Origin of the sequence: Micromonospora humidisoli (assembly GCF_016900955.1) — a bacterium.
GTDB classification, from domain to species: Bacteria; Actinomycetota; Actinomycetes; order Mycobacteriales; family Micromonosporaceae; genus Micromonospora; species Micromonospora wenchangensis.
On record NZ_JAFEUO010000014.1, the window covers coordinates 25,442 to 45,163 of the forward strand.

The 19,722-nt window shown below is 71.7% G+C and carries 18 protein-coding genes, 1 tRNA gene and 1 pseudogene; 9 read left to right on the forward strand and 11 right to left on the reverse strand.

Features of this window, described 5'->3' with window-relative positions; genetic code table 11:
* Positions 1 to 80: 80 nt before the first annotated feature.
* From JQN84_RS30355 to JQN84_RS30395, 9 genes and pseudogenes are all read left to right on the forward strand, one after another.
* The gene (locus tag JQN84_RS30355; protein ID WP_204962016.1) at positions 81 to 551 is read left to right on the forward strand and encodes a Pycsar system effector family protein; all 471 of its coding nucleotides are present in this window, start codon (positions 81 to 83) and stop codon (positions 549 to 551) included.
* A gap of 155 nt (positions 552 to 706) precedes the next feature.
* Positions 707 to 1,084 (forward strand): TraA-like protein, encoded by a 378-nt coding sequence (locus JQN84_RS30360; protein ID WP_372446027.1) that lies wholly within the window; start codon positions 707 to 709, stop codon positions 1,082 to 1,084.
* Between the two features lie 44 nt (positions 1,085 to 1,128).
* Positions 1,129 to 3,036: an FtsK/SpoIIIE domain-containing protein gene (locus tag JQN84_RS30365; RefSeq protein WP_239486496.1), complete on the forward strand. Its 1,908-nt coding sequence runs from the start codon at positions 1,129 to 1,131 to the stop codon at positions 3,034 to 3,036.
* Positions 3,037 to 3,170: 134 nt separating this feature from the next.
* Complete coding sequence (locus JQN84_RS30370) at positions 3,171 to 3,410, forward strand: hypothetical protein (RefSeq protein ID WP_204962019.1); 240 nt, start codon at positions 3,171 to 3,173, stop codon at positions 3,408 to 3,410.
* Positions 3,411 to 3,685: 275 nt separating this feature from the next.
* Positions 3,686 to 4,588: a bifunctional DNA primase/polymerase gene (locus JQN84_RS30375; RefSeq protein WP_204962020.1), complete on the forward strand. Its 903-nt coding sequence runs from the start codon at positions 3,686 to 3,688 to the stop codon at positions 4,586 to 4,588.
* Positions 4,585 to 5,076 (forward strand): annotated as a pseudogene (locus JQN84_RS30380) (DNA cytosine methyltransferase); the annotation flags it as partial. The gene JQN84_RS30375 and the pseudogene JQN84_RS30380, both read left to right, overlap by 4 nt.
* Positions 5,077 to 5,296: 220 nt before the next feature.
* Positions 5,297 to 6,523, forward strand: a complete 1,227-nt coding sequence (locus JQN84_RS30385; protein ID WP_204962022.1) for a DUF3631 domain-containing protein — start codon at positions 5,297 to 5,299, stop codon at positions 6,521 to 6,523.
* A 264-nt stretch (positions 6,524 to 6,787) separates the two neighbouring features.
* A complete protein-coding gene (locus tag JQN84_RS30390) occupies positions 6,788 to 7,060 on the forward strand; it encodes a helix-turn-helix transcriptional regulator (RefSeq protein WP_307821498.1) in 273 nt (90 codons plus the stop codon).
* Entirely contained in the window at positions 7,060 to 8,256 is a 1,197-nt protein-coding gene (locus JQN84_RS30395) for a tyrosine-type recombinase/integrase (protein WP_204962023.1), read from the forward strand. Before JQN84_RS30390 ends, JQN84_RS30395 begins: the two co-directional genes overlap by 1 nt.
* Before the next feature lie 84 nt (positions 8,257 to 8,340).
* Here JQN84_RS30395 and JQN84_RS30400 read toward each other — a convergent pair.
* The 11 genes from JQN84_RS30400 to pyrG all read right to left on the reverse strand — a co-directional run bounded on the left by JQN84_RS30400 (position 8,341) and on the right by pyrG (position 19,703).
* Positions 8,341 to 8,414 (reverse strand) — tRNA-Pro (locus JQN84_RS30400).
* Positions 8,415 to 8,587: 173 nt separating this feature from the next.
* Complete coding sequence (gene der / locus JQN84_RS30405) at positions 8,588 to 9,985, reverse strand: ribosome biogenesis GTPase Der (protein WP_204962024.1); 1,398 nt, start codon at positions 9,983 to 9,985, stop codon at positions 8,588 to 8,590.
* On the reverse strand, positions 9,982 to 10,662 hold the full coding sequence (cmk, locus tag JQN84_RS30410; protein WP_204962025.1) for a (d)CMP kinase: 681 nt from the start codon (positions 10,660 to 10,662) through the stop codon (positions 9,982 to 9,984). The genes der and cmk overlap by 4 nt, the downstream gene beginning before the upstream one ends.
* Positions 10,663 to 10,845: 183 nt before the next feature.
* Positions 10,846 to 11,616, reverse strand: a complete 771-nt coding sequence (locus tag JQN84_RS30415) for a pseudouridine synthase (protein ID WP_204962026.1) — start codon at positions 11,614 to 11,616, stop codon at positions 10,846 to 10,848.
* Positions 11,603 to 12,586 carry an SMC-Scp complex subunit ScpB gene (scpB, locus tag JQN84_RS30420; protein ID WP_204962027.1) on the reverse strand — a complete coding sequence of 328 codons (984 nt, stop codon included), beginning with the start codon at positions 12,584 to 12,586 and terminating at the stop codon, positions 11,603 to 11,605. The genes JQN84_RS30415 and scpB overlap by 14 nt, the downstream gene beginning before the upstream one ends.
* Positions 12,587 to 12,590: 4 nt before the next feature.
* Positions 12,591 to 13,553 (reverse strand): segregation and condensation protein A, encoded by a 963-nt coding sequence (locus JQN84_RS30425; RefSeq protein WP_372446028.1) that lies wholly within the window; start codon positions 13,551 to 13,553, stop codon positions 12,591 to 12,593.
* Between the two features lie 140 nt (positions 13,554 to 13,693).
* On the reverse strand, positions 13,694 to 14,617 hold the full coding sequence (locus tag JQN84_RS30430) for a ParA family protein (RefSeq protein WP_088644512.1): 924 nt from the start codon (positions 14,615 to 14,617) through the stop codon (positions 13,694 to 13,696).
* 171 nt (positions 14,618 to 14,788) lie between these two features.
* Positions 14,789 to 15,775: a site-specific tyrosine recombinase XerD gene (locus JQN84_RS30435; RefSeq protein ID WP_204962029.1), complete on the reverse strand. Its 987-nt coding sequence runs from the start codon at positions 15,773 to 15,775 to the stop codon at positions 14,789 to 14,791.
* 86 nt (positions 15,776 to 15,861) lie between these two features.
* Entirely contained in the window at positions 15,862 to 16,977 is a 1,116-nt protein-coding gene (ald, locus tag JQN84_RS30440) for an alanine dehydrogenase (RefSeq protein ID WP_204962030.1), read from the reverse strand.
* A 342-nt stretch (positions 16,978 to 17,319) separates the two neighbouring features.
* On the reverse strand, positions 17,320 to 17,925 hold the full coding sequence (locus tag JQN84_RS30445; RefSeq protein ID WP_204962031.1) for an NUDIX domain-containing protein: 606 nt from the start codon (positions 17,923 to 17,925) through the stop codon (positions 17,320 to 17,322).
* Positions 17,922 to 19,703 (reverse strand): CTP synthase, encoded by a 1,782-nt coding sequence (gene pyrG, locus JQN84_RS30450; protein ID WP_204962032.1) that lies wholly within the window; start codon positions 19,701 to 19,703, stop codon positions 17,922 to 17,924. Before pyrG ends, JQN84_RS30445 begins: the two co-directional genes overlap by 4 nt.
* Positions 19,704 to 19,722: the final 19 nt, after the last annotated feature.

The following is a 19,722-nucleotide window of genomic DNA, read 5'->3' on the forward strand; positions in this document are numbered from 1 at the left end:
GCACAGCCCCATGGCCTGGAAACCCGTGCTGTGCCGCCGGTCCGGTCACCCAACCCCCACACGAGAGGAGGGCACCTCTGATGGTGCCAGTACCCGACCCGGCCTGGTTCACCGACCGGATCACCGAAGTCCGCACCGAACTCGCCCGCGCCGACACCAAAGCCTCCACGTTGATGGCCGTCGCGGGTGCGGCGGTGACGGTCGGCGTGGCGATCCTGGCCCGCACCGACCTGCCCAGCCTCGCGCTGGCCGCCGGGGTGGTCACGGTCACCCTGGTCGGCACGGCGGTGGGACTGCTCGCCGGTGCGGTGCGGCCGTGCCTGGGCGGTGGTCACGGCCTGGTCCGCTACGCCACCACCGCGCCGGGGGACCTGATGACCGAGGCCACCGCCCCGCCGCTGACCGCCGCCGCCGAACGCGCGCACCACCTCGTGTGGCTGTCCCGCACAGCAGTCCGCAAGTACCGGCGGGTCCGCACCGCCGTGGATCTGCTGCTGGCCGGCATGGTCGGCACCGCGTTCACGGCTGCTCTGGCCCTGTTGCTCGGCTGACCGGTTTCCCGGCCGTGCCCACCCGCTCCCCCGGGGCGGGTGGGTGCGGGGGTCAACCGGCCCGCACCACCCCAGTTTTGCGCCGGACGCGGTACCGCCTGGAAACGAACCCGCGCCCGGCCCTCCCACTGAAGGAGAACCACAGCATGTCAGGCATGCCTCAGGAACGTGGCATCTTCACGGGTGCCGACGCTCTGACCGACAACGTGGCGTTGGTGGAGTGGTTCAACTCCACCCGCCGTATCCTGCACGCCGCTGCCCTAGAACTCGGCGTGACCGCTTCCGAACTCGACGCCCGGCTGCGTGTCGTCGGCGGCGGCATCATGGTCGGCGGACTCACCGGACGCGCTCGCGCCCGGCAGGTCGCCCGCCCCATCACCCACGCCTCCGAAGCCCTCGTCACGGCGTCGCAGTACATCGTGACCGCGTCGACCCGCTTCGAGGCCGTGTACCTGCCCGAGCTGGAGGCCGTCGGGTACAAGCCGCGCCGCGACGGGTTCCGGTTCACCACCGGCAGCGGGGGTGGCCGCTGATGGGCCGCCGCACGAGGATGCCCCGTCACGGTGGGCTTCCCCCGATGTCCTACAGCGTCGACCTTCGGTCGGCGGCCCTTCCCTACCTCGTCTGCCCCGCCGGGTGCCTCCTCGCGTGGCCGGCCGCCGCCGCGTCGCATCACTGGTGGGGCACCAACCCGTGGGCCGCCGCCGGCATCACCGCCGCCGGTGGCGGACTCACCGCCCTCACCTGGGCCACCGGCCGCGCACGGGGTGTCATCCGGCAGCGAGTGTCCACCCTGCTCACCGCGACCGGGTCGGCGTGGGCGCTCGGCGCGACCATCGGCGCACCCTGGGAACGCCCCTGGCTCGACGTGTGGGCCGGCGGCACCGTCGTCGCCTCCGTCGCGGTCGCGGTCATGCGGCTGATGGCCAAGGCCAACCCCGACGAACAATCCACCACCACCGGCGGTGGGCTCGCCGAGACGGTCGCCGCTCTGCGGGATGCGCGGATCGGACGGCCGAAGGTCGACGGGGCGAAGGTCCGCGCGTCGGTCGCCATGCCCCACGGCGACACCCTCGCCGACGTCGAAGGCTCCCGCGAATCCATCGCGTCGGCACTCGACGTCGCGCCGACGGCGGTGCGGGTGCACCGCAACCCCGACAGCGTCCGCACCGGCCATATCGAAGTCGTGCCGGTCGACCAGCTCCGCGACACCATCGCGTGGGCCGGCCCGTCCGCCCCCGGCCGGTCGGTGGGGGATGCGCCGTTGCGGTTCGGTCTGGCTGAGGACGGGGAGCCGGTCGGATTATCGCTCACCGGTCGGCCCGGGGTCCGTCCCGCCACCCACGTGCGCGCGACCGGCATGACCGGTTCGGGGAAGACCGAGTGGGCTTTGGTGGTCATGACCGACTACCTGACCCGCACCGACGGCGCGTTGATCGTGGTCGACACCGTGAAGCGGGACCAGACGGTCAAGCCGCTCAAGGGCGGGTTGACGCTGCTGGTCACCGAAGACGACCACGCGGAAGCGTTCTTCGACGTCCTCGCCGAGCAGGTCATCCCCGCCCGCACCGAAGCCCTCGGTCGGGAAGACCTGACCGAGTGGATGCCCGGTTGCTCGCTGTCGCACCTCACGGTGTGGGTGGAGGAATCAGCCGCGTGGTCCGGTCACCCGGCCCTCGTCCAGGTCGCCGAACGCGCCCGGTCGGCCGGCATCTGCCTCGTACTGTCCCAGCAACGCTGGACCCACGACCGCGCCCCCACCTCCCTACGGTCGCAGTTCGCCACGAACGTGTGCTTCGGCATCGACAGCCGCGACGACCCGTCGTTGGCCCTGACCGGGGAGACGGTCGACGCGGGAGCGTCACCGCAGGCGTGGGGCAGCAGCAAACCCGGCTACCTCTACATCGAATCCCCCGGCATCCCCACCCGCCGGTGGCCGATCCCCTGCCGCGCCGAACTGGCGCAGCGCGCGGACCTCGCCGAAGCCGTCACCGGCTGGGCACCCGTGCGCCGACCCCTCGACCCCGTCACCGCGAAAGCCCTCGCCCCCGTCATGCCCACCACCCCCACCACCGCGACCGCTGGGCCGGTCGCCGCGACGGTCCGCCCGACCGACACCGACGACGACGGCCAAGAGGTACCGGCCATGGCTGCCCGCCCCGGCGTCAACCCGAACGACCCGCCCGACGACGTCGACCCCTCCCAGGAGATCGACACCACCCCGACCCCGCGCCGGTTCGCCCTCGCCCTGCCGAAGCAGGTCGGCCCCGAACAGGCTCGTACCCTGCTCCGCCAACATCTGACCGCCCTCGCTGAGCAGGGGCACACCGAGGTCCGGCCGGCGGACTTCGGCGACGTGCTCGCCGCGACCGGCTACGGCGCAGCCTGGCTCAGCAAAGCCCTCAAGGAACTCACCGTCGGTCACGAACCTCTGCTGATGCCGGTCAGCCGCAACGGCCGCTACCGCATCCTGCGCAGCGCCTGACCACCCGTCGCGTCGGCCGTGTAATCGGTGTGAAGTTCACGCCGATTACACGGCCCCCCACCTAGGCAAACCCGCCGTGAAGTACACGTGCAATTCACGACCACCCCGCCCTGCCCACCCACAGGAGCAGATCGATGAATCCGGCCACGATCGCGCTTACCGCGCTTGCCCTCGGCACCATCCTCGGCATCACCCTCGGTGTCCCCCTCGGCCGTCGCGTCGAACGCGTTGCCTGGTACGCCGACGCCACCCTCGCCCGTGCCCGCGTCACCGGGTGGCTCCTGCGCGACCTCAGTGGCTGGCTCGCGGCCGTCGCGGTGGTCGTGGCCGTCGTCGTGTTCGTGGTCTGGGCGCTGCTGCGACCCCACCGCTGACACCTCAACGGCGCGCTTCGCGCCCTCACCACCCGAATGGCCAGTGCCCGCCCGGCGCTGGCCATCGTCACGCCGCACCCGCAAAGGAGCGGCTCATGCCCCCGAACAGCACCCGGTGCGAGCACTGGATCGGCCCGGAACGGCGCTACTGCCACCACCCCGACGGTGTCCGCCCCTACCTGCAAGGGCCACGCTGCCCGGCCCACACCCCGAACGCACTGGCCGGACGGCCCGAACCCTCATCGACGTCCCTGAACGAACCCGAGAGGAGCGCCATGCCCGACACGTCTGCCCTGGTCGCCCCCGCCCTCACCTACGCCGTACGCGGGTGGCCGGTGTTCATGCTCGCCCGGTCGAAACGACCCGTCGCCAACTGCCAGCCCTGCGCCGACGCTGGCTCCGATCACGACCGGGAAGGCTGCGTGTGCCTGACCTGTCACGGCTTTTACGCCGCGAGCACCGACCCGGACCGGGTCGCCGCGATCGTGGCCGCCGTCCCTACCGGGCAGCTCGCCCTGCGTACCGGTGCCGCGTCCGGCACCGTCGTGGTCGACGTCGACCCCGCCCACGGCGGTAGGGACACCATGAACGCGCTCATCGCCGCTGGGCTGTTGCCCCCTACGGCCTACGTGGTCACCGGGTCGGGCGGCCTGCATCTGTACTACCGGCACCCCGGACAACCGGTGCAGTGCAGTCAGGGCAAGCCCGGACAGGGACTCGGCCCCGGCATCGACGTCAAAGCCGACGGCGGATACGTGGTCCTACCCCCGAGCGTGCACCCGCGCACGGGCCGCCCGTACCAGTGGGCGCCGCACCGGGAGATGCAGGAGATGCCCCCCGCGCTGGTCGACGCCTGCCGACCCGCCCCGCCCGCACCCACCCCGGCCCCGGTCCCGGCGCACACGCCGACCAGCACCCGCCGGGCGGAAGGCATCTCCCATCCCGATCGGCTCCTCGCCGCACACCTGCACGCGGTCGCCACCGCCCCACAGGGCAGCCGCCGCACCACCCTCTACGGCGCAGCCCGAGGCATCGCCCGCATGGTCAAGGTCGACGCGATCAGCCACGACGACGCGGTGGCCGCGCTCACCACCGCCGGCCACCAGGCCGAACAGACCGACCGGGACATCCGCGCCGCCATCCGAGGTGGCTTCCGCGCCGAAGGACTCGCCGCATGACCGAGCCCCTGAACGTGCTGGAACTGTTCGCCGGCATCGGTGGCCTGTCCCTCGGGTTGCAGCGGGCCGGAATGCGCATCGTCGGGCACGTCGAGATCAACCCGTTCTGCCGCGCCGTCCTACACAAGCACTGGCCGGAGGTCCCCTCACATGACGACGTCCGTACTGCCGCCGCCTGGTGGCGCTCCACCGACCGGCCCCGGGTCGATGTCGTCGCCGGTGGCTACCCCTGTCAACCAGACTCCCTCGCCGGCCCGAAACTCGGCCGAGACGATCCCCGATGGCTCTGGCCGCAGATGGCCGACATCATCGCCGACCTGCGACCCGCCTGGGTCATCGGCGAGAACGTCCTCGGCCACCGCACGCGCGGACTGCCGACCGTCCTGGATGACCTCCACCGACTCGGATACACCCCACACCCCGGCGTTCTCCGAGCTTGCGAGATGGGCGCCCCACACCCACGACCCCGAGTGTTCGTCCTGGCCCACACCAACGGCCCGGGACGGCCGGCGCGGTGCCGGCTGGAACCAACCGGGCCGACCCCTGTCCGAACGCGTCGGTGGCCCACTGAACCCCGAGTGGGTCGAGTGGCTCATGGGCTTCCCGACCGGGTGGACCGAGTTACCGCCCTCGGCAACGCCGTCGTCCCCCACGCCGCCGAACACCTCGGCCACCTCATCCTCAACCACCACCAGAGCAGGTGAACCCATGACCCAACCCACCAATGCCGACCAGGTCGACGGCGCAGCGATCCTCGACCGGTTGCACGCCTGCCTCACCAAGTACGTGATCCTGCCCAGCCCCGAAGCGGTCGACGCGGTGACGCTGTGGATCGCCGCCACCCACGCCCAACCCGCATGGGCACACGCCCCCCGCCTGGTCATCCGCGCCCCGGAGAAGCGATGCGGGAAATCCCGACTGCTCGACATCGTCGAAGGCTGCTGCCACGACCCGCTCATCACCGTCAACGCCAGCCCCGCCGCCGTCTACCGGGCCATCGGCACCGGCCAACCACCCACCCTGCTCGTCGATGAAGCCGACACCCTGTTCGGCGGAAAGAACGCCGACGCCAACGAAGACCTACGCGGACTCCTCAACGCCGGACACCAACGCAACCGACCCGCCATCCGCTGGGACAACAACACCCAGAGCCTGGAGAAGATCCCCACCTTCGCCATGGCCGCACTCGCCGGCATCGGCGCAATGCCCGACACCATCGAAGACCGCGCCGTCGTCATCCGCATGCGCCGCCGCGCCCCCGGCGAGAAAGTCGCCCCCTACCGACACCGCCGCGACGGCCCCGCCCTGCGCAAGGTCGCCCAGCAGTTGGCCGGATGGCTCCGCGCCAACCTGACCGCGCTCGAAGCCGCGGAACCACCGATGCCGGTAGAGGACCGGGCCGCCGACACCTGGGAACCCCTCGTCGCCGTCGCCGACCTGGCCGGGGGCACCTGGCCGGCACGCGTCCGGCAGGCCGTCACCGTCCTGACCGCCGAAGCCGACGAAGCCGGCAACGTCTCCCACCGCGTACGGCTACTCGCCGACATCCGCACCGCCTTCACCACCCTCGGCGACCCCACCGCCGCACCCACCGCCGACCTGCTCACCGCACTCAACAACGACCCCGAAGCACCCTGGGCCGACAGCGGACCCAACGGACTCACCGGCAAGAAACTCGGCGACCTGCTCCGCGACTTCGAGATCCGCTCCGAGACGATCCGCTTCACCGTCGGACAAGCCAAGGGCTACACCCGCGACGCCTTCACCGACGCATGGCAGCGCTACTGCCCCGGACCCGAAACCCCTGCCACGGGGGTATCCGTACCATCCGTACCAACCTCGTTTCCGCAGGTCATCCCCGGTACGGATTACCCCACTGGTACGGATCGATCCGTACCACGACGCACCCCCGCCACCGCCCCCGGTACGCATTAATCCGTACCGCAATCCAATCCGTACCAGCCCTGACCAGGAAAAACGAGCTTGGTACGGATGGGACGGATACCCCCGGCCCCGGCGGCACCCCACCGCCGCACCAAGAAGCCGACCAGCAGAACGGCCCGCTGAGAGGTCGCCAGCCACACCGGCTAGGACGGCCAGGACGGTATCCCTACGGCGCTCTCAACGGGCCGTTCTACACCCCCGCTGCATCGACACCTCCGATCGCTGCCGCCATCTGTCGACCGAAAGGTGCTCACCGTGCGACTCGTGACGCAGAATCCCTCACCGGAGATGACCGCTACGCCGAAGGAAGACGACACCATCCGACTCTCGTCCAAGCCGTTCATGTCCACCGAGGAACTTGCCGTGCTGCTCGATGTCGACCCGTCGACCATCCGCCGCTGGCGCACCGTCCCGCCCTTGCAGGGACCGCCGTTCATCCAACTCTCTGACCGGGTCGTGAAGTACGCGACCACCGACGTGGAACGGTGGCTGTTGGCGCATCGAGTTGACCCAAGGAAAGCGGCCTGATGGCGACTCCGCAGCAGCTCCCCATTGGGGTGTCACTCACGTCTGACGTAGAGGTACGGGAAGGCCGTTACCGGGCACGCGTCCGCTGGTTCGACCCCATCACGAAACGCCGCCGCTCCAAGTCGATGGCGGTAGCCACGCCGGATGAGGCGCAAGCGTGGATCGATGAGATGGTCAGCGCGGCGCAAGGTGGGGTGGACCCGCTCGCTGCGACCATGCGCCTCGCTGACTACGGCGAGGTCGTGATGACCCTCGCCTTGCGCGGCTTGGAGCGTAAGACCCTTGACCCGTACCTGGCTGGCTGGCGCAAGCGGGTGGTGCCGGCCCTTGGGCACATCCCGGTACGAATGATCACCAACGGCGTGGTCGACCGAGCTGTGCACAGTTGGATTGCCGAGGAGTACAGCCGATCGACAGTCAAGAACAGCCTTGCGGTGTTGGCCCGTGTGATGGAGCAGGCGGTACGAGACGGCATCATCTCGCGGAACCCCGCCAAGGTAACCGGGTGGCAGCGCGAGTACCAGCGCGCCGAGGACGAATTGAACGACCCGCGCGCACTGGCTCTACCCGACTGGGAGTCGCTGACCCGACTTGCTGCCGCCTTGGTCGCACGGTCGGCCGACGAATTCGCCGGTTGGGGCGACGTGGTCATCTTCGCGGCCTGCACCGCTGCCCGGATCGGTGAGGTTTCCGGCGTGCGCGTCGAGGACATCGACCGGGAAACGTGGATGTGGACTATCCGTCGCCAGACCACACCCGGCCCCGGTGGCCTCATCGACAAGGGAACCAAGGGAAAACGCGCGCGGACCGTCCCCCTGATCGAGGAGATCCGGCCGATCGTGGCCCGCCGCCTGGACGCCGCTGCCGATCCGACTTCCCGCCTGTTCGTCGGGCCACGTGGCGGTCGGATCAGTACCGCCGTGCTGCGGGACGCGACGCATTGGGACGAGGTCGTGACGAAGCTGGGATTCGAGCACCTACGCCGACACGACCTACGGCACACCGGCCTGACCTGGTTGGCCGACGCCGGGGTGCCCGTTCACGTCCTCCGCAAGATTGCCGGCCACGGGTCGCTGACCACGACACAGCGGTACCTACACCCCGACCGGCAGTCGATCACCGACGCCGGAACAGCGCTCAGCGCGCACTTGAAGGCTCGCTGGTCCCAAAGTGGTCCCAAACTCCGCGCCGTCTAGATCAGGAAATCCCTACTACCCCGAAACGAATTAGAGGCCGTTGACCAGGGCGAATGCTCCGGTCGACGGCCTCTTTTCGTGCTGTCGGGACGGCCGGATTCGAACCGACGACCCCTTGACCCCCAGTCAAGTGCGCTACCAAGCTGCGCCACGTCCCGATGCTCCCCGCGTGGTTTCCCCGCGGCAGCCGGTACAGCTTAGCGCAGGATCTTCGCACCGCGCGCACAGCCCCCCGCCGCGTCGGTGCGCACCCCCACCACCCCTAAAGCGTCCTAGGAAAGAGGGCTGCCGTTCCCCAGAGGGAGGAGCGGCAGCCCTTGTGCGGTGGCGGTCAGCCGTGGGCCTTGCCCCGGCCGCCGGGGCCGAGCTTCTTGCGGGGGCGTACGGAGATTTCCACCGGGCTGCCCTCGAAGCCGAACTCCTCACGGAGCTTGCGCTCGACGAAACGCTGGTAGCCGGCGTCCAGGGGGGCGGTGGTGAACAGCACGAACCGCGGCGGGGAGACACCCGCCTGGGTGGCGAAGAGGATCTTCGGGGCTCGGCCGCCGCGCACCGGGTGCGGGGTGGCCTGTACCAGGGCGGTGAGCCACTGGTTGAGCTGTGCGGTGGGCACCCGGGTCTCCCAGCTCGCCAGCGCCTTACGTAGCGCGGGGGCGAGCTTGTCGACGGCCCGGCCGGTCTGCGCCGACAGGTTGAGCCGAATCGCCCAGGGGATGCGGCGCAGCTCCCGGTCGATCTCCTTGTCCAGGTAGTACCGGCGGTCGGCGTCGACCAGGTCCCACTTGTTGAAGGCGATCACCAGGGCCCGGCCGGCCTCGACGACCATGGTCAGGATCCGCTGGTCCTGCTCGCTGATCGGCTCGCTGGAGTCGAGCAGCACCACCGCCACCTCGGCCGCCTCGATCGCCCCGGCGGTGCGCAGGCTGGCGTAGTACTCGGTGCCGCTGGCCTTGCCGACCCGCTTGCGTAGCCCGGCGGTGTCGACCAGTTGCCAGGTCTCGCCGCCGATCTCGACCAGGCTGTCCACCGGGTCGACGGTGGTGCCGGCGACCGAGTCGACGACCGCCCGTTCCTCCCCGGAGAACCGGTTGAGCAGGCTGGACTTGCCGACGTTGGGCCGACCGACCAGGGCCACCCGGCGGGGGCCGCGCGGCCGGTTCTCGACGATCTTGGGGGCCTCGGGCAGGGCGTCGAGGATCGCGTCGAGCAGTTCCCCGGCGCCCCGGCCGTGCAGGGCGGAGATCGGGTGCGGCTCGCCGAGCCCCAGCGACCACAGCGAGGTGGCCTCCAGCTCGATCGCGCTGTTGTCGGTCTTGTTGGCCACCAGGATCACCGGCTTGGCGCTGCGCCGCAGCATCTTCACCGCGGCCTCGTCCACGTCGGTCGCGCCGACCATCGCGTCGACCACGAAGATGACCACGTCGGCGGTGAGCACCGCCGTCTCGGCCTGCGCGGCGATCGCCGCCGCCCGGTCCTTCGCGTCCGGCTCCCATCCGCCGGTGTCCACCACCGTGAACGTCCGGCCGTTCCACTGCGCGTCGTACGGCACCCGGTCCCGGGTCACCCCGGGGGTGTCCTCCACCACCGCCTGCCGGCGACCGATGAGCCGGTTGACCAGCGTCGACTTGCCCACGTTGGGGCGGCCCACCACGGCCACCACCGGCTGCGGACCGGTCGGCTCGTCGGCTTCGACGTCCGGTTCGCGCAGCTCCACCCAGCCGTCGCTCATGCCACTCCCCGCTCGGTGAGCAGCCCACGCAGCAGGTCGACGACCTCGTCGATGCCCAGCTCGGTGGTGTCCAGTTCGACGGCGTCGGCGGACTGCCGCAGCGGGTCGACCGTGCGGGTGGAGTCGAGGCGGTCCCGGCGGGCCAGGTCGGCGGCGGTCGCCGCGACGTCGACGGCGTCCTCGGCACTGCGCCGCCGGGCCCGGGCCGCCTCGGAGGCGGTCAGGTAGACCTTCAGGTCGGCGTCGGGGGCCACCACGGCACCGATGTCCCGCCCCTCGACGACGATCCGGCCGGCATGGGTGATCAGTTCCCGCTGCCGGGCCACCAGCAGCGCCCGCACCGCCGGGACGGCGGCCACCGCGGAGACCGCACCGGTCACCTCGGGACCCCGGATCTCCCGGTCGACGGTCACCCCGTCGACGGTCACGCCGTACCCCTGGGGGTCGGTGCCGATGCGCAGCTCGACCTCCTCGGCGACCTTGCCCACCGCGGCGGCGTCGGCCAGGTCGACGCCGGAACGCAGCACCGCCCAGGTGATCGCCCGGTACATCGCACCGGTGTCCAGGTAGCGGGCACCGAGGCCGGCGGCGAGCCGCCGCGAGACGGTGGACTTACCCGAACCGGACGGCCCGTCCACAGCGACCACGCAGCGCCCGGCCCGTACGTTTTCCTCCACCGTTGTCCTCCTCAGCCCGTATCTCGCGGGTCGTCGGTCGTCCCGACGCCGTTGAGCGGTCGTCCATCGTCGTCAATCATCCCGCGCCTCGCGGGTGTCTCCGCACCGCCGGTGCGGCGCACGCCACCACCGGCCCGCGGGCCGCGTGGAAGCCTACCGGCACACCTACCCGCTCAGACGGGGTCAGTCACCCACGGCCTTGAACAGGGCGGCGACCTCCGCGTTGGTCAGCCGCCGGATCCGCCCGGTGCGCAGGTCACCGAGCTTGATCGGCCCGATCGAGGTACGCACCAGCCGGGACACCGGGTGCCCGACCTCGGCCAGCAACCGCCGGACGATGTGCTTGCGTCCCTCGTGCAGGCTCAGCTCCACCTGGGCGGTTCGCCCCAGGGTGTCCACCACCTTGAACGAGTCCACCTTGACCGGCCCGTCCTCCAGCTCGACGCCGGCCAGCAGCCGCTTGCCGAGGTTACGCGGGATCGGCCCGGCAACCTCGGCCAGGTACGTCTTGAGCACCTGGTACGACGGGTGCATCAGCTTGTGGGTCAGGGTGCCGTCGTTGGTGAGCAGCAGCAGGCCCTCGCTGTCGGCATCGAGCCGCCCGACGTGGTAGACCCGCTGCTCGACCCGGTTGCCGATGAACTCGGCCAGCTCGTTGCGGCCCTTCTCGTCGGCCATCGTGGTGACCACCCCGCGTGGCTTGTTCATCGCCACGTACACCAGGCGGTTGTCGGCCTGGAGGCGTTCCCCGTCGACGTGGATCACGGCGGTGGCGGGGTCGACCTTGTCCCCGAGCTGGGCGACCCGCCCGTTCACGGTCACCCGACGCCGGAAGATCAGATCCTCGCAGGCACGTCGGGAACCGACGCCGGCGGCGGCGAGCACCTTCTGCAGGCGCTCGGCACCCTCGTACACGGGGGCGTCGGGCTTGGGGGAACGGTTATCGCGTGGCATCGGCAAGCTCTTCTACGTCGTCGGGGAGGAACGGGGCGAGCGGGGGCAGGTCGGCGACCGAGTCCAGGCCCAGCTTCTCCAGGAACATCGTGGTGGTCCGGTAGAGGAACGCCCCACTGTCCGGTTCGGCGCCGCACTCCTCGACCAACCCTCGGGAGACCAGGGTACGGAGCACCCCGTCACAGTTGACACCCCGGATGGCTGACACCCGACCCCGGGTCACCGGCTGCTTGTAGGCGACCACCGCGAGTGTCTCCAGGGCGGCCTGGGTCAACCGGACCGACTGCCCGTCCAGCACGAACCGTTCCACGTACGCCGCGTATTCCGGCCTGGTGTACAGCCGCCATCCTCCGGCCGCCCGGCGCAGCTCGAACCCGTACCCGGCGGCGGTGTAGCCGGCGGCGATGTCGTCGAGCACCGGCCCGATCCGTTCCGGCTTCTGCTCCAGCACCTGCGCCAGCACCAGTTCGCTGACCGGTTCGTCGACCACCAGCAGGATGGCCTCCAACGCGCCGCGCAGCTCCGCGTCGTCGAGTTCGGGTGCCGGCGGCGGGGCGACCGTCACCCGCCGTCGCCCGGCCGGCTGCCGCTTCGGTACTCCCGCAGTACCCCGCTCCCCCGCCGTCTCCGGGCCGGCGTCGCTGCCAGCCGCCCCACCGGCTGCGGTCACGGCGGCTGTGGTCACGTCCTCGTCAGGTCCGGGTTCGGGTGTCCCGTCGGTAGCAGGCTCGGGACCGGCCGTCCCGGCGTCGGCGGTCTCGCCGTCGGCTGCTTCGGCGTCGGCCGCGGGTGGTGCCGCCGCAGCGGGGAGTTCGTCGACGGTGTCCGTTGCCGACGAAACGGGAGCGTCCTCGGCCCCGGAGTCCGGCGCACCGGGTGCGGGTCTGCGCTGCGGGGCGGGACGCTCCCACGGGGGGATCCAGGCGGCGGCCTGGTCGGCAAGCGAGTCCTGCCGCTCCTCGTCGCTCATCACGTCACTCCTGCATCGATGCGGGCTCGTCCACCGTCCCGGCCGACGCCGGGTCAGCGGACACCGGGCCGGCACGCACCGGGGCGGTGGGGGCGGCCGGAGCGGGGTCCGCCACGGCGGGCGCGGCACCGGCCGGGTCGGGGTCGGCGGGGCTGCCGGCGTACTCGTCGACGTGCAGCTCGGCACCGCCGTCGGCGGGGCCGGTCCAGCGCACCGTCAACTCCTCCAGGGCCTCCTCCTGGACGAACGCGACCAGCCCCTCCCGGTACAGCTCCAGCAGGGCCAGGAAGCGGGCCACCACCTCCAGGGTGATCGCGCAGTCGGCGCAGAGCAGGGCGAAGGTGGCCACCCCGGCCCGGCGTAGCCGCTCGGCGAGGACCGCCGCGTGTTCCCGGACGCTGACCCGGACCTGGTGCACGTGCGCGATGGACACCTCGGGCACCGGCTTCGGGGTCATCGCCCGCACGGCGAGCTTCAGCAGCCGATGCGGGCCGATGCCGAGCACCAGGTCGGGCAGGGCCTCGGCGTAGCGGGCCTCCAGGGTCACCGCGCGCGGGTACCGCCGACCGCCGACCGCCTCCAGTTCGGCGATGTGCGCCGCCGCCTCCTTGTACGCCTTGTACTGCAACAGCCTGGCGAAGAGGAGGTCCCGCGCCTCCAGCAGGGCGAGGTCCTCCTCGTCCTCCACCTCGGCCGACGGCAGCAGCCGGGCCGCCTTCAGGTCGAGCAGGGTCGCGGCGATGAGCAGGAACTCGCTGGTCTCGTCGAGGTCCCACTCGTCGCCCATGGCGCGGATGTAGGAGATGAACTCGTCGGTGACGGTGTGCAACGCCACCTCGGTGACGTCCAGCTTGTGTTTGCTGATCAATTGCAGCAGCAGGTCGAACGGGCCGGTGAAGTTCGCCAGCCGGACGGTGAAGCCGCCGCTCTGCCCTGCCTGCGGCACCCCCGCCGGGTCGGTCGCCACGTCGGCGGCGACCTCGGCAGCCAGCACGGGCGGCTGCTGCGGGGTCGTCGGCGGATCCAGCGGTGGCGCGGTCACCGGACGACCGTAGTCCACGTCCCGGACGTCGTCGCCGTCCGGGACGCCCCGGCGTGCACCCCGGCCTACCGGTCGGCCTGGGCCGCGATCACCTCACGGGCCAACTGCCGGTAGTTGCGGGCCCCCGAGGAGGCCGGGTCGAGCGTCGTGATCGGCGCACCGGCCACCGTGGACTCGGGGAACTTCACCGTCTTGGTGATCACGGTCTGGTAGACCTTGTCGCCGAACGCCTCGACCACCCGTTGCAGCACCTGCCGGCAGTGGGTGGTGCGGCTGTCGTACATGGTGGCGAGGATGCCTTCGAGTTCCAGGTCGAAGTTGAGCCGCTCGCGGACCTTGTCGATGGTGTCCAGCAGCAGCGCCACCCCGCGCAGGCTGAAGAACTCGCACTCCAGCGGGATGAGGACGCCGTGCGCGACGGTCAACGCGTTGATCGCCAGCAGACCCAGCGAGGGCTGGCAGTCGATCAGGATGTAGTCGTACTCCTTGCGGATGGTCCGCAGCACCCGGGCCAGGGCCATCTCCCGGGCGACCTCGTTGACCAGCTGTATCTCGGCGGCCGACAGGTCGATGTTGGCGGGCAGCAGGTGCAGGCCGGCCACGTCCGTCTTGATCAGGACGTCCTCGGCGATGACGTCGTCCTGCATGAGCAGGTTGTAGACGGACAGGTCGAGGTTGTGCGGGTTGACCCCCAGGCCCACCGACAGGGCGCCCTGCGGGTCGAAGTCGACGAGCAGCACCTTGCGGCCGTACTCGGCCAGGGCCGCGCCCAGGTTGATGGTGGTGGTGGTCTTGCCCACGCCACCCTTCTGGTTGGCCATCGCGATGATCCGCGCCGGGCCGTGCCGGTCGGTGGGCATCGGCTCGGGGATCGGCTTGCGCATCGTGTAGGCGGCCGGATCGGCCGGGCCCAGGTCGGCGCCGAGCGACGCCTGCTGCTCACGGAGCTCCGACGTCCAGGCGTCGGCACGGTCACCGTTGCCAGCCATGTCCTCGTTGCCCCCTCCCGACGACCACCCGGCGTCGGAACACTCCGACGTCCTTCGCAGCGCCGCTGCGCACCCCGGTTGTCGCCCAGGAGGTCCGCGCCGATGCCGACTCTACGCCACCGGCGACCAGCGCGTTCGGCACCGGTCCGGCGTGTCGGGCATAGCGGCCGGTCAGCGGGCCGGCGGGGGGTCCGCGTCGCGGGCGCGGGGGTGGCTGGTGGCGTACACCTCGCGGAGCCGGTCCACGGTGACCAACGTGTACACCTGGGTGGTGGTGACCGAGGCGTGGCCGAGCAACTCCTGCACCACCCGCACGTCCGCGCCGCCGTCGAGCAGGTGGGTGGCGTAGCAGTGGCGCAGGGTGTGCGGGGAGACCGCGTGCGGCCCGTCCACCGGCAGTCCGGCCCGCCCGGCGGCCCGCCGCAGCACGGTCCACGCCCCCTGCCGGGTCAGCGGCCCGCCCCGGGCGTTGACGAACACCGTCGGGGTGCCCCGCCCGGCGGCCAGCAGCGCCGGCCGGGCCCGCACCAGGTAGGCGCGCAGCGCGTCGACGGCGTACCCGCCGATGGGCACCAGCCGGGTCCGGCCGCCCTTGCCACGCAGCAGGACGGCACCCTCGTCGACGTCCAGGTCGTCGACGGCGACGCCGACCGCCTCGGAGATCCGCGCGCCGGTGCCGTACAGGAACTCCAGCAGCGCCCGGTCGCGCAGGGCCAGGGCGGCCCCGTCGCCGGTGGCGGTGACCGGGCCGGCGGCCTCCAGCAGCCGGACCACGTCGTCGACCGGCAGCGCCCGGGGCAGCCGCCGGGCCGGGGTGGGTGGGCGCACGTCGCGGCTGGGGTCGTCGCCGGTCAGGCCCTCGCGGACGGCGAAGCGGTGCAGCCCACGCACGGCGGAGGCGGCCCGCGCGGCCGAGGTCACCGCGAGCGGCGGGTGGTCGTCGTCGCCGGCGCGCAGCCGGGCCAGGTGCGCCTCGACCTGCCGGGCGTCGACGGCGGCCAGGTCGGACACCCCGGCGGCGGCCAGGGTGTCCAGGTAACGGTCCAGGTCCCGCCGGTACGAGGTGAGGGTGTTCGTCGACAGTCCCCGCTCGACGGTCAGGTGGTCGAGGTAGCCGCGCACCGCCCGTCGCAGGGCCGGCGCGGGTTCCCCGCCCACCCCGGCCCCGTCACCTGTCGCCCCCGGCACCGCGTCCCCGGCCGGGCGGGGCACTTCGGGTGCCGGGGTCTGCGTCGTCTGCCCGGTCAGGCCAGCACCTCGTCGAGCGGCAGGACAGCCATGCCGTGCGCCTCGGCGACCGGGCCGTAGACGACCCGACCGTCGTGGGTGTTCAGGCCCAGCGCCAGGGCCGGGTCATGGCGCAACGCGTCGCGCCAGCCCTGGTTGGCCAGTTCCAGCGCGTACGGCAGGGTGACGTTGGTCAGCGCGTAGGTGCTGGTGTGCGGCACCGCGCCGGGCATGTTCGCCACGCAGTAGAAGATCGAGTCGTGCACCTGGTAGGTCGGTTCGGCGTGCGTGGTGGGGCGGGAGTCCTCGAAGCAGCCACCCTGGTCGATGGAGATGTCGACCAGCACGCTGCCCGGCTTCATCCGGGACACCAGCTCGTTGGAGATCAGCGTCGGGGCCTTCGCGCCGGGGACGAGGACCGCGCCGATGACCAGGTCCGCGTCGAGCACCGCCCGTTCGATCTCGTACGCGTTGGAGGCGACCGTCTGCAGGTGGCCCCGGTAGATGGCGTCGGCCTGCCGCAGCCGGGCCACGTTCTTGTCCAGCAGCAGCACCTCGGCCTGCAGGCCCAGCGCGATCGCGGCGGCGTTCATCCCGGACACGCCCGCGCCGATGACCACGGTCTTCGCCGCGTACACCCCGGAGACGCCGCCCATCAGGATGCCCCGTCCGCCGCCCTGCCGCTGCAGGTGGTACGCGCCGACCTGCGGGGCGAGCCGGCCGGCCACCTCGGACATCGGGGCGAGCAGCGGCAGCGACCGGTCGGGCAGCTCGACGGTCTCGTAGGCGATGCCGGTGACCTGCCGGTCGACCAGCGCGTCGGTGCACTCCTTGGACGCGGCCAGGTGCAGGTAGGTGAAGAGCACCTGGCCGGCACGCATCCGGTGGTACTCCTCGGCGATCGGCTCCTTGACCTTGAGCACCAGCTCGGCGGTGTCCCACACCTCGTCGGCGGTGCCGAGGATGGTGGCCCCGGCGGCGGTGAACTCGTCGTCGGTGAGGCTGGACCCGACGCCCGCGCCGGCCTCGACGAAGACCTGGTGACCGTGACGGACGAACTCGTTGACGCCCGCGGGCGTGATCGCCACGCGGTACTCGTGGTTCTTGACCTCGCGGGGGATTCCGACCTTCACGATGCAGACACCTTCCTCCGGGGTGCCGCACCCCGGACTGCGCGGTGCCCCGTCGGCTCCGTTGCCGACGCGGTCCACCGGTCCCGCCGGCGGCAGTCTAGGCGTGCCGCCCTCCCCCGACGGGCGGCACAGTGACAGCCGGTGCCCGATCCGCCTGACGGTGTGTCAGGCATACCGCGCGGGCCTGCCGTTCGGCGTCACACCCATCGTCGCACCGCGCGGCCCCGACCGCCGCACGGGAAACACTCCCGCAACGACGTCGTGACGCACCGCGCCGACCGGGTGGGCGTACGACGCAGGGGCCGCGCGGCGAACCGCGGCGGCCCCTGTCGGCGGACGGATTCAGCGGTGCAGCGGGGTGTCGGCGCGGCGCAGCACCGACCAGCCGGCGTCGCGGGCCCGTGCGGCGGCCAGCAGCCCGGCCACGCACGGCCCGTTGGTGATCTCCCCGGCCAGCGCCATGCCGACGGCCTCGTCCAGGTCGATCCGGACGACCTGGAGGTCGGCCTCCTCGTCGTGCCGCTCGTGGCGCTGCCCGACGGGCACCTCGGCCAACTCCCGGGCGAGGAACACCCGGACCACCTCGTCGGAGAAACCCGGCGAGGTGTGCACGTCGACCAGCAGGTCCCACCGGGCGGCGGTCAGGTCGGCCTCCTCGGCCAACTCCCGGGCGGCGGCCACCGGCAGGTCCTCACCGGCGACGTCCATCAGCCCGGCGGGCAGCTCCCACAGGTGCCGTCCGACCGGCTGCCGGTACTGGCGCACCAGCACCACCTGACCGGCGTCGTCGAGGGCGACCACGGCGACCGCGCCGACGTGCCGGGCGTAGTCGCGGGTGGCGGTGCCCCCACCGGGCATGGTCACCTCGTCGGTGACCACCGTGAAGATCCGCCCGGCGTACCGCTGCACCCGGGAACGCAGCTCGTAGCGGTGCTCGACGGCGCTCACGACGCGGACGACGCCGTCGCCGTCGCGCCGTTGCGGGACGCGTTCTTCGCCGTCGGGGCCGCCTTCTTCGCCGTCTCGGTCGTCGCCGCCCCGGGCACCGGGTCGAGGTCCACCGGCAGTTGGTCGGCCTGCGAGTACGCCACGGCCGCCTTGACGAACCCGGCGAACAGCGGGTGCGGGCGGGTCGGGCGGCTCTTCAGCTCCGGATGCGCCTGGGTGGCCACGAAGAACGGGTGCAGGCTGCGGTCCAGCTCGACGAACTCGACCAGCCGGCCGTCCGGGGAGGTGCCGGAGATGTGCAGGCCGGCCCTGGTGAGCTGGTCCCGGTAGGCGTTGTTCACCTCGTAGCGGTGCCGGTGCCGTTCGCTGATCTCGGTGGCGCCGTACGCCTCGGCCACGATCGACCCCTCGGCCAGCGTCGCCGGGTACGCCCCCAGCCGCATGGTGCCGCCCAGGTCACCCCGGCCGGCGACGATGTCCTGCTGGTCGGCCATGGTGGCGATGACCGGGTGCTTGGCGTCCTCGTCGAACTCGAGGGAGTTCGCCGCGTCGAGGCCGGCCAGGTGGCGGGCCACCTCGATGGTCATGCACTGCAGGCCGAGGCAGAGCCCGAGCAGCGGCACCCCGTTCTCCCGGGCGTACCGGGCGGTGCCGATCTTGCCTTCGATGCCGCGGACGCCGAACCCGCCGGGGATGACGATGCCGTCCACGCCGGCCAGGGCCGACGCCGCGCCGGCCGGGGTGACACAGTCGTCGCTGGGCACCCAGCGCAGCTGCACCCGGGCCCGGTGACCGAACCCGGCGGCCCGGATCGCCTCGCTGACCGACAGGTAGGCGTCGGGCAGGTCGACGTACTTGCCGACGACCGCCACGGTGACCGTGTGGTGCGGCTGGTGCACCCGCTCCAGCAGGTCGTCCCAGCGGGTCCAGTCGACGTCCCGGAAGGACAGGCCGAGCCGGCGCACCACGTACGCGTCGAGCCCCTCGCGGTGCAGCACCTTGGGGATGTCGTAGATGCTCGGCGCGTCCGGGGCGGCGACGACCGCCTCGGCGTCCACGTCGCAGTAGAGCGACAGCTTCTGCTTCAGCTTCTCCGGGATCTCCCGGTCGCAGCGCAGCACGATCGCGTCGGGCTGGATGCCGATGTTGCGCAGCTGCGCCACCGAGTGCTGGGTCGGCTTGGTCTTCAACTCCCCCGACGGGGCGAGGTAGGGCACCAGCGACACGTGCAGGTAGAAGCAGTTGTCCCGGCCCAGGTCGTGCCGTACCTGCCGGATCGCCTCCAGGAACGGCAGCGACTCGATGTCGCCGACGGTGCCGCCGACCTCGGTGATCACCACGTCGGGGATCTGGCCGTCGGCGTCCGGGTCGGCCATGCCGACGATCCGCGCCTTGATCTCGTTGGTGATGTGCGGGATGACCTGGACGGTGTCGCCCAGGTACTCACCGCGCCGCTCCTTGGCGATCACGTCGGAGTAGATCTGGCCGGTGGTGACGTTGGCCTTGCCGGAGAGGTCCCGGTCAAGGAACCGCTCGTAGTGCCCGACGTCGAGGTCGGTCTCCGCGCCGTCCTCGGTGATGAACACCTCGCCGTGCTGGAACGGGTTCATCGTCCCGGGGTCGACGTTGAGGTAGGGGTCGAGCTTCTGCATGACCACCCGCAGCCCGCGTGCGGTGAGCAGATTGCCGAGGCTGGAGGCGGTGAGGCCCTTACCGAGCGAGGAGGCGACGCCCCCGGTGACGAAGATGTGCCGGGTCGTGCGTGCTGAAGGGGCCAAGGCCTGCTCCCGTGTCGTC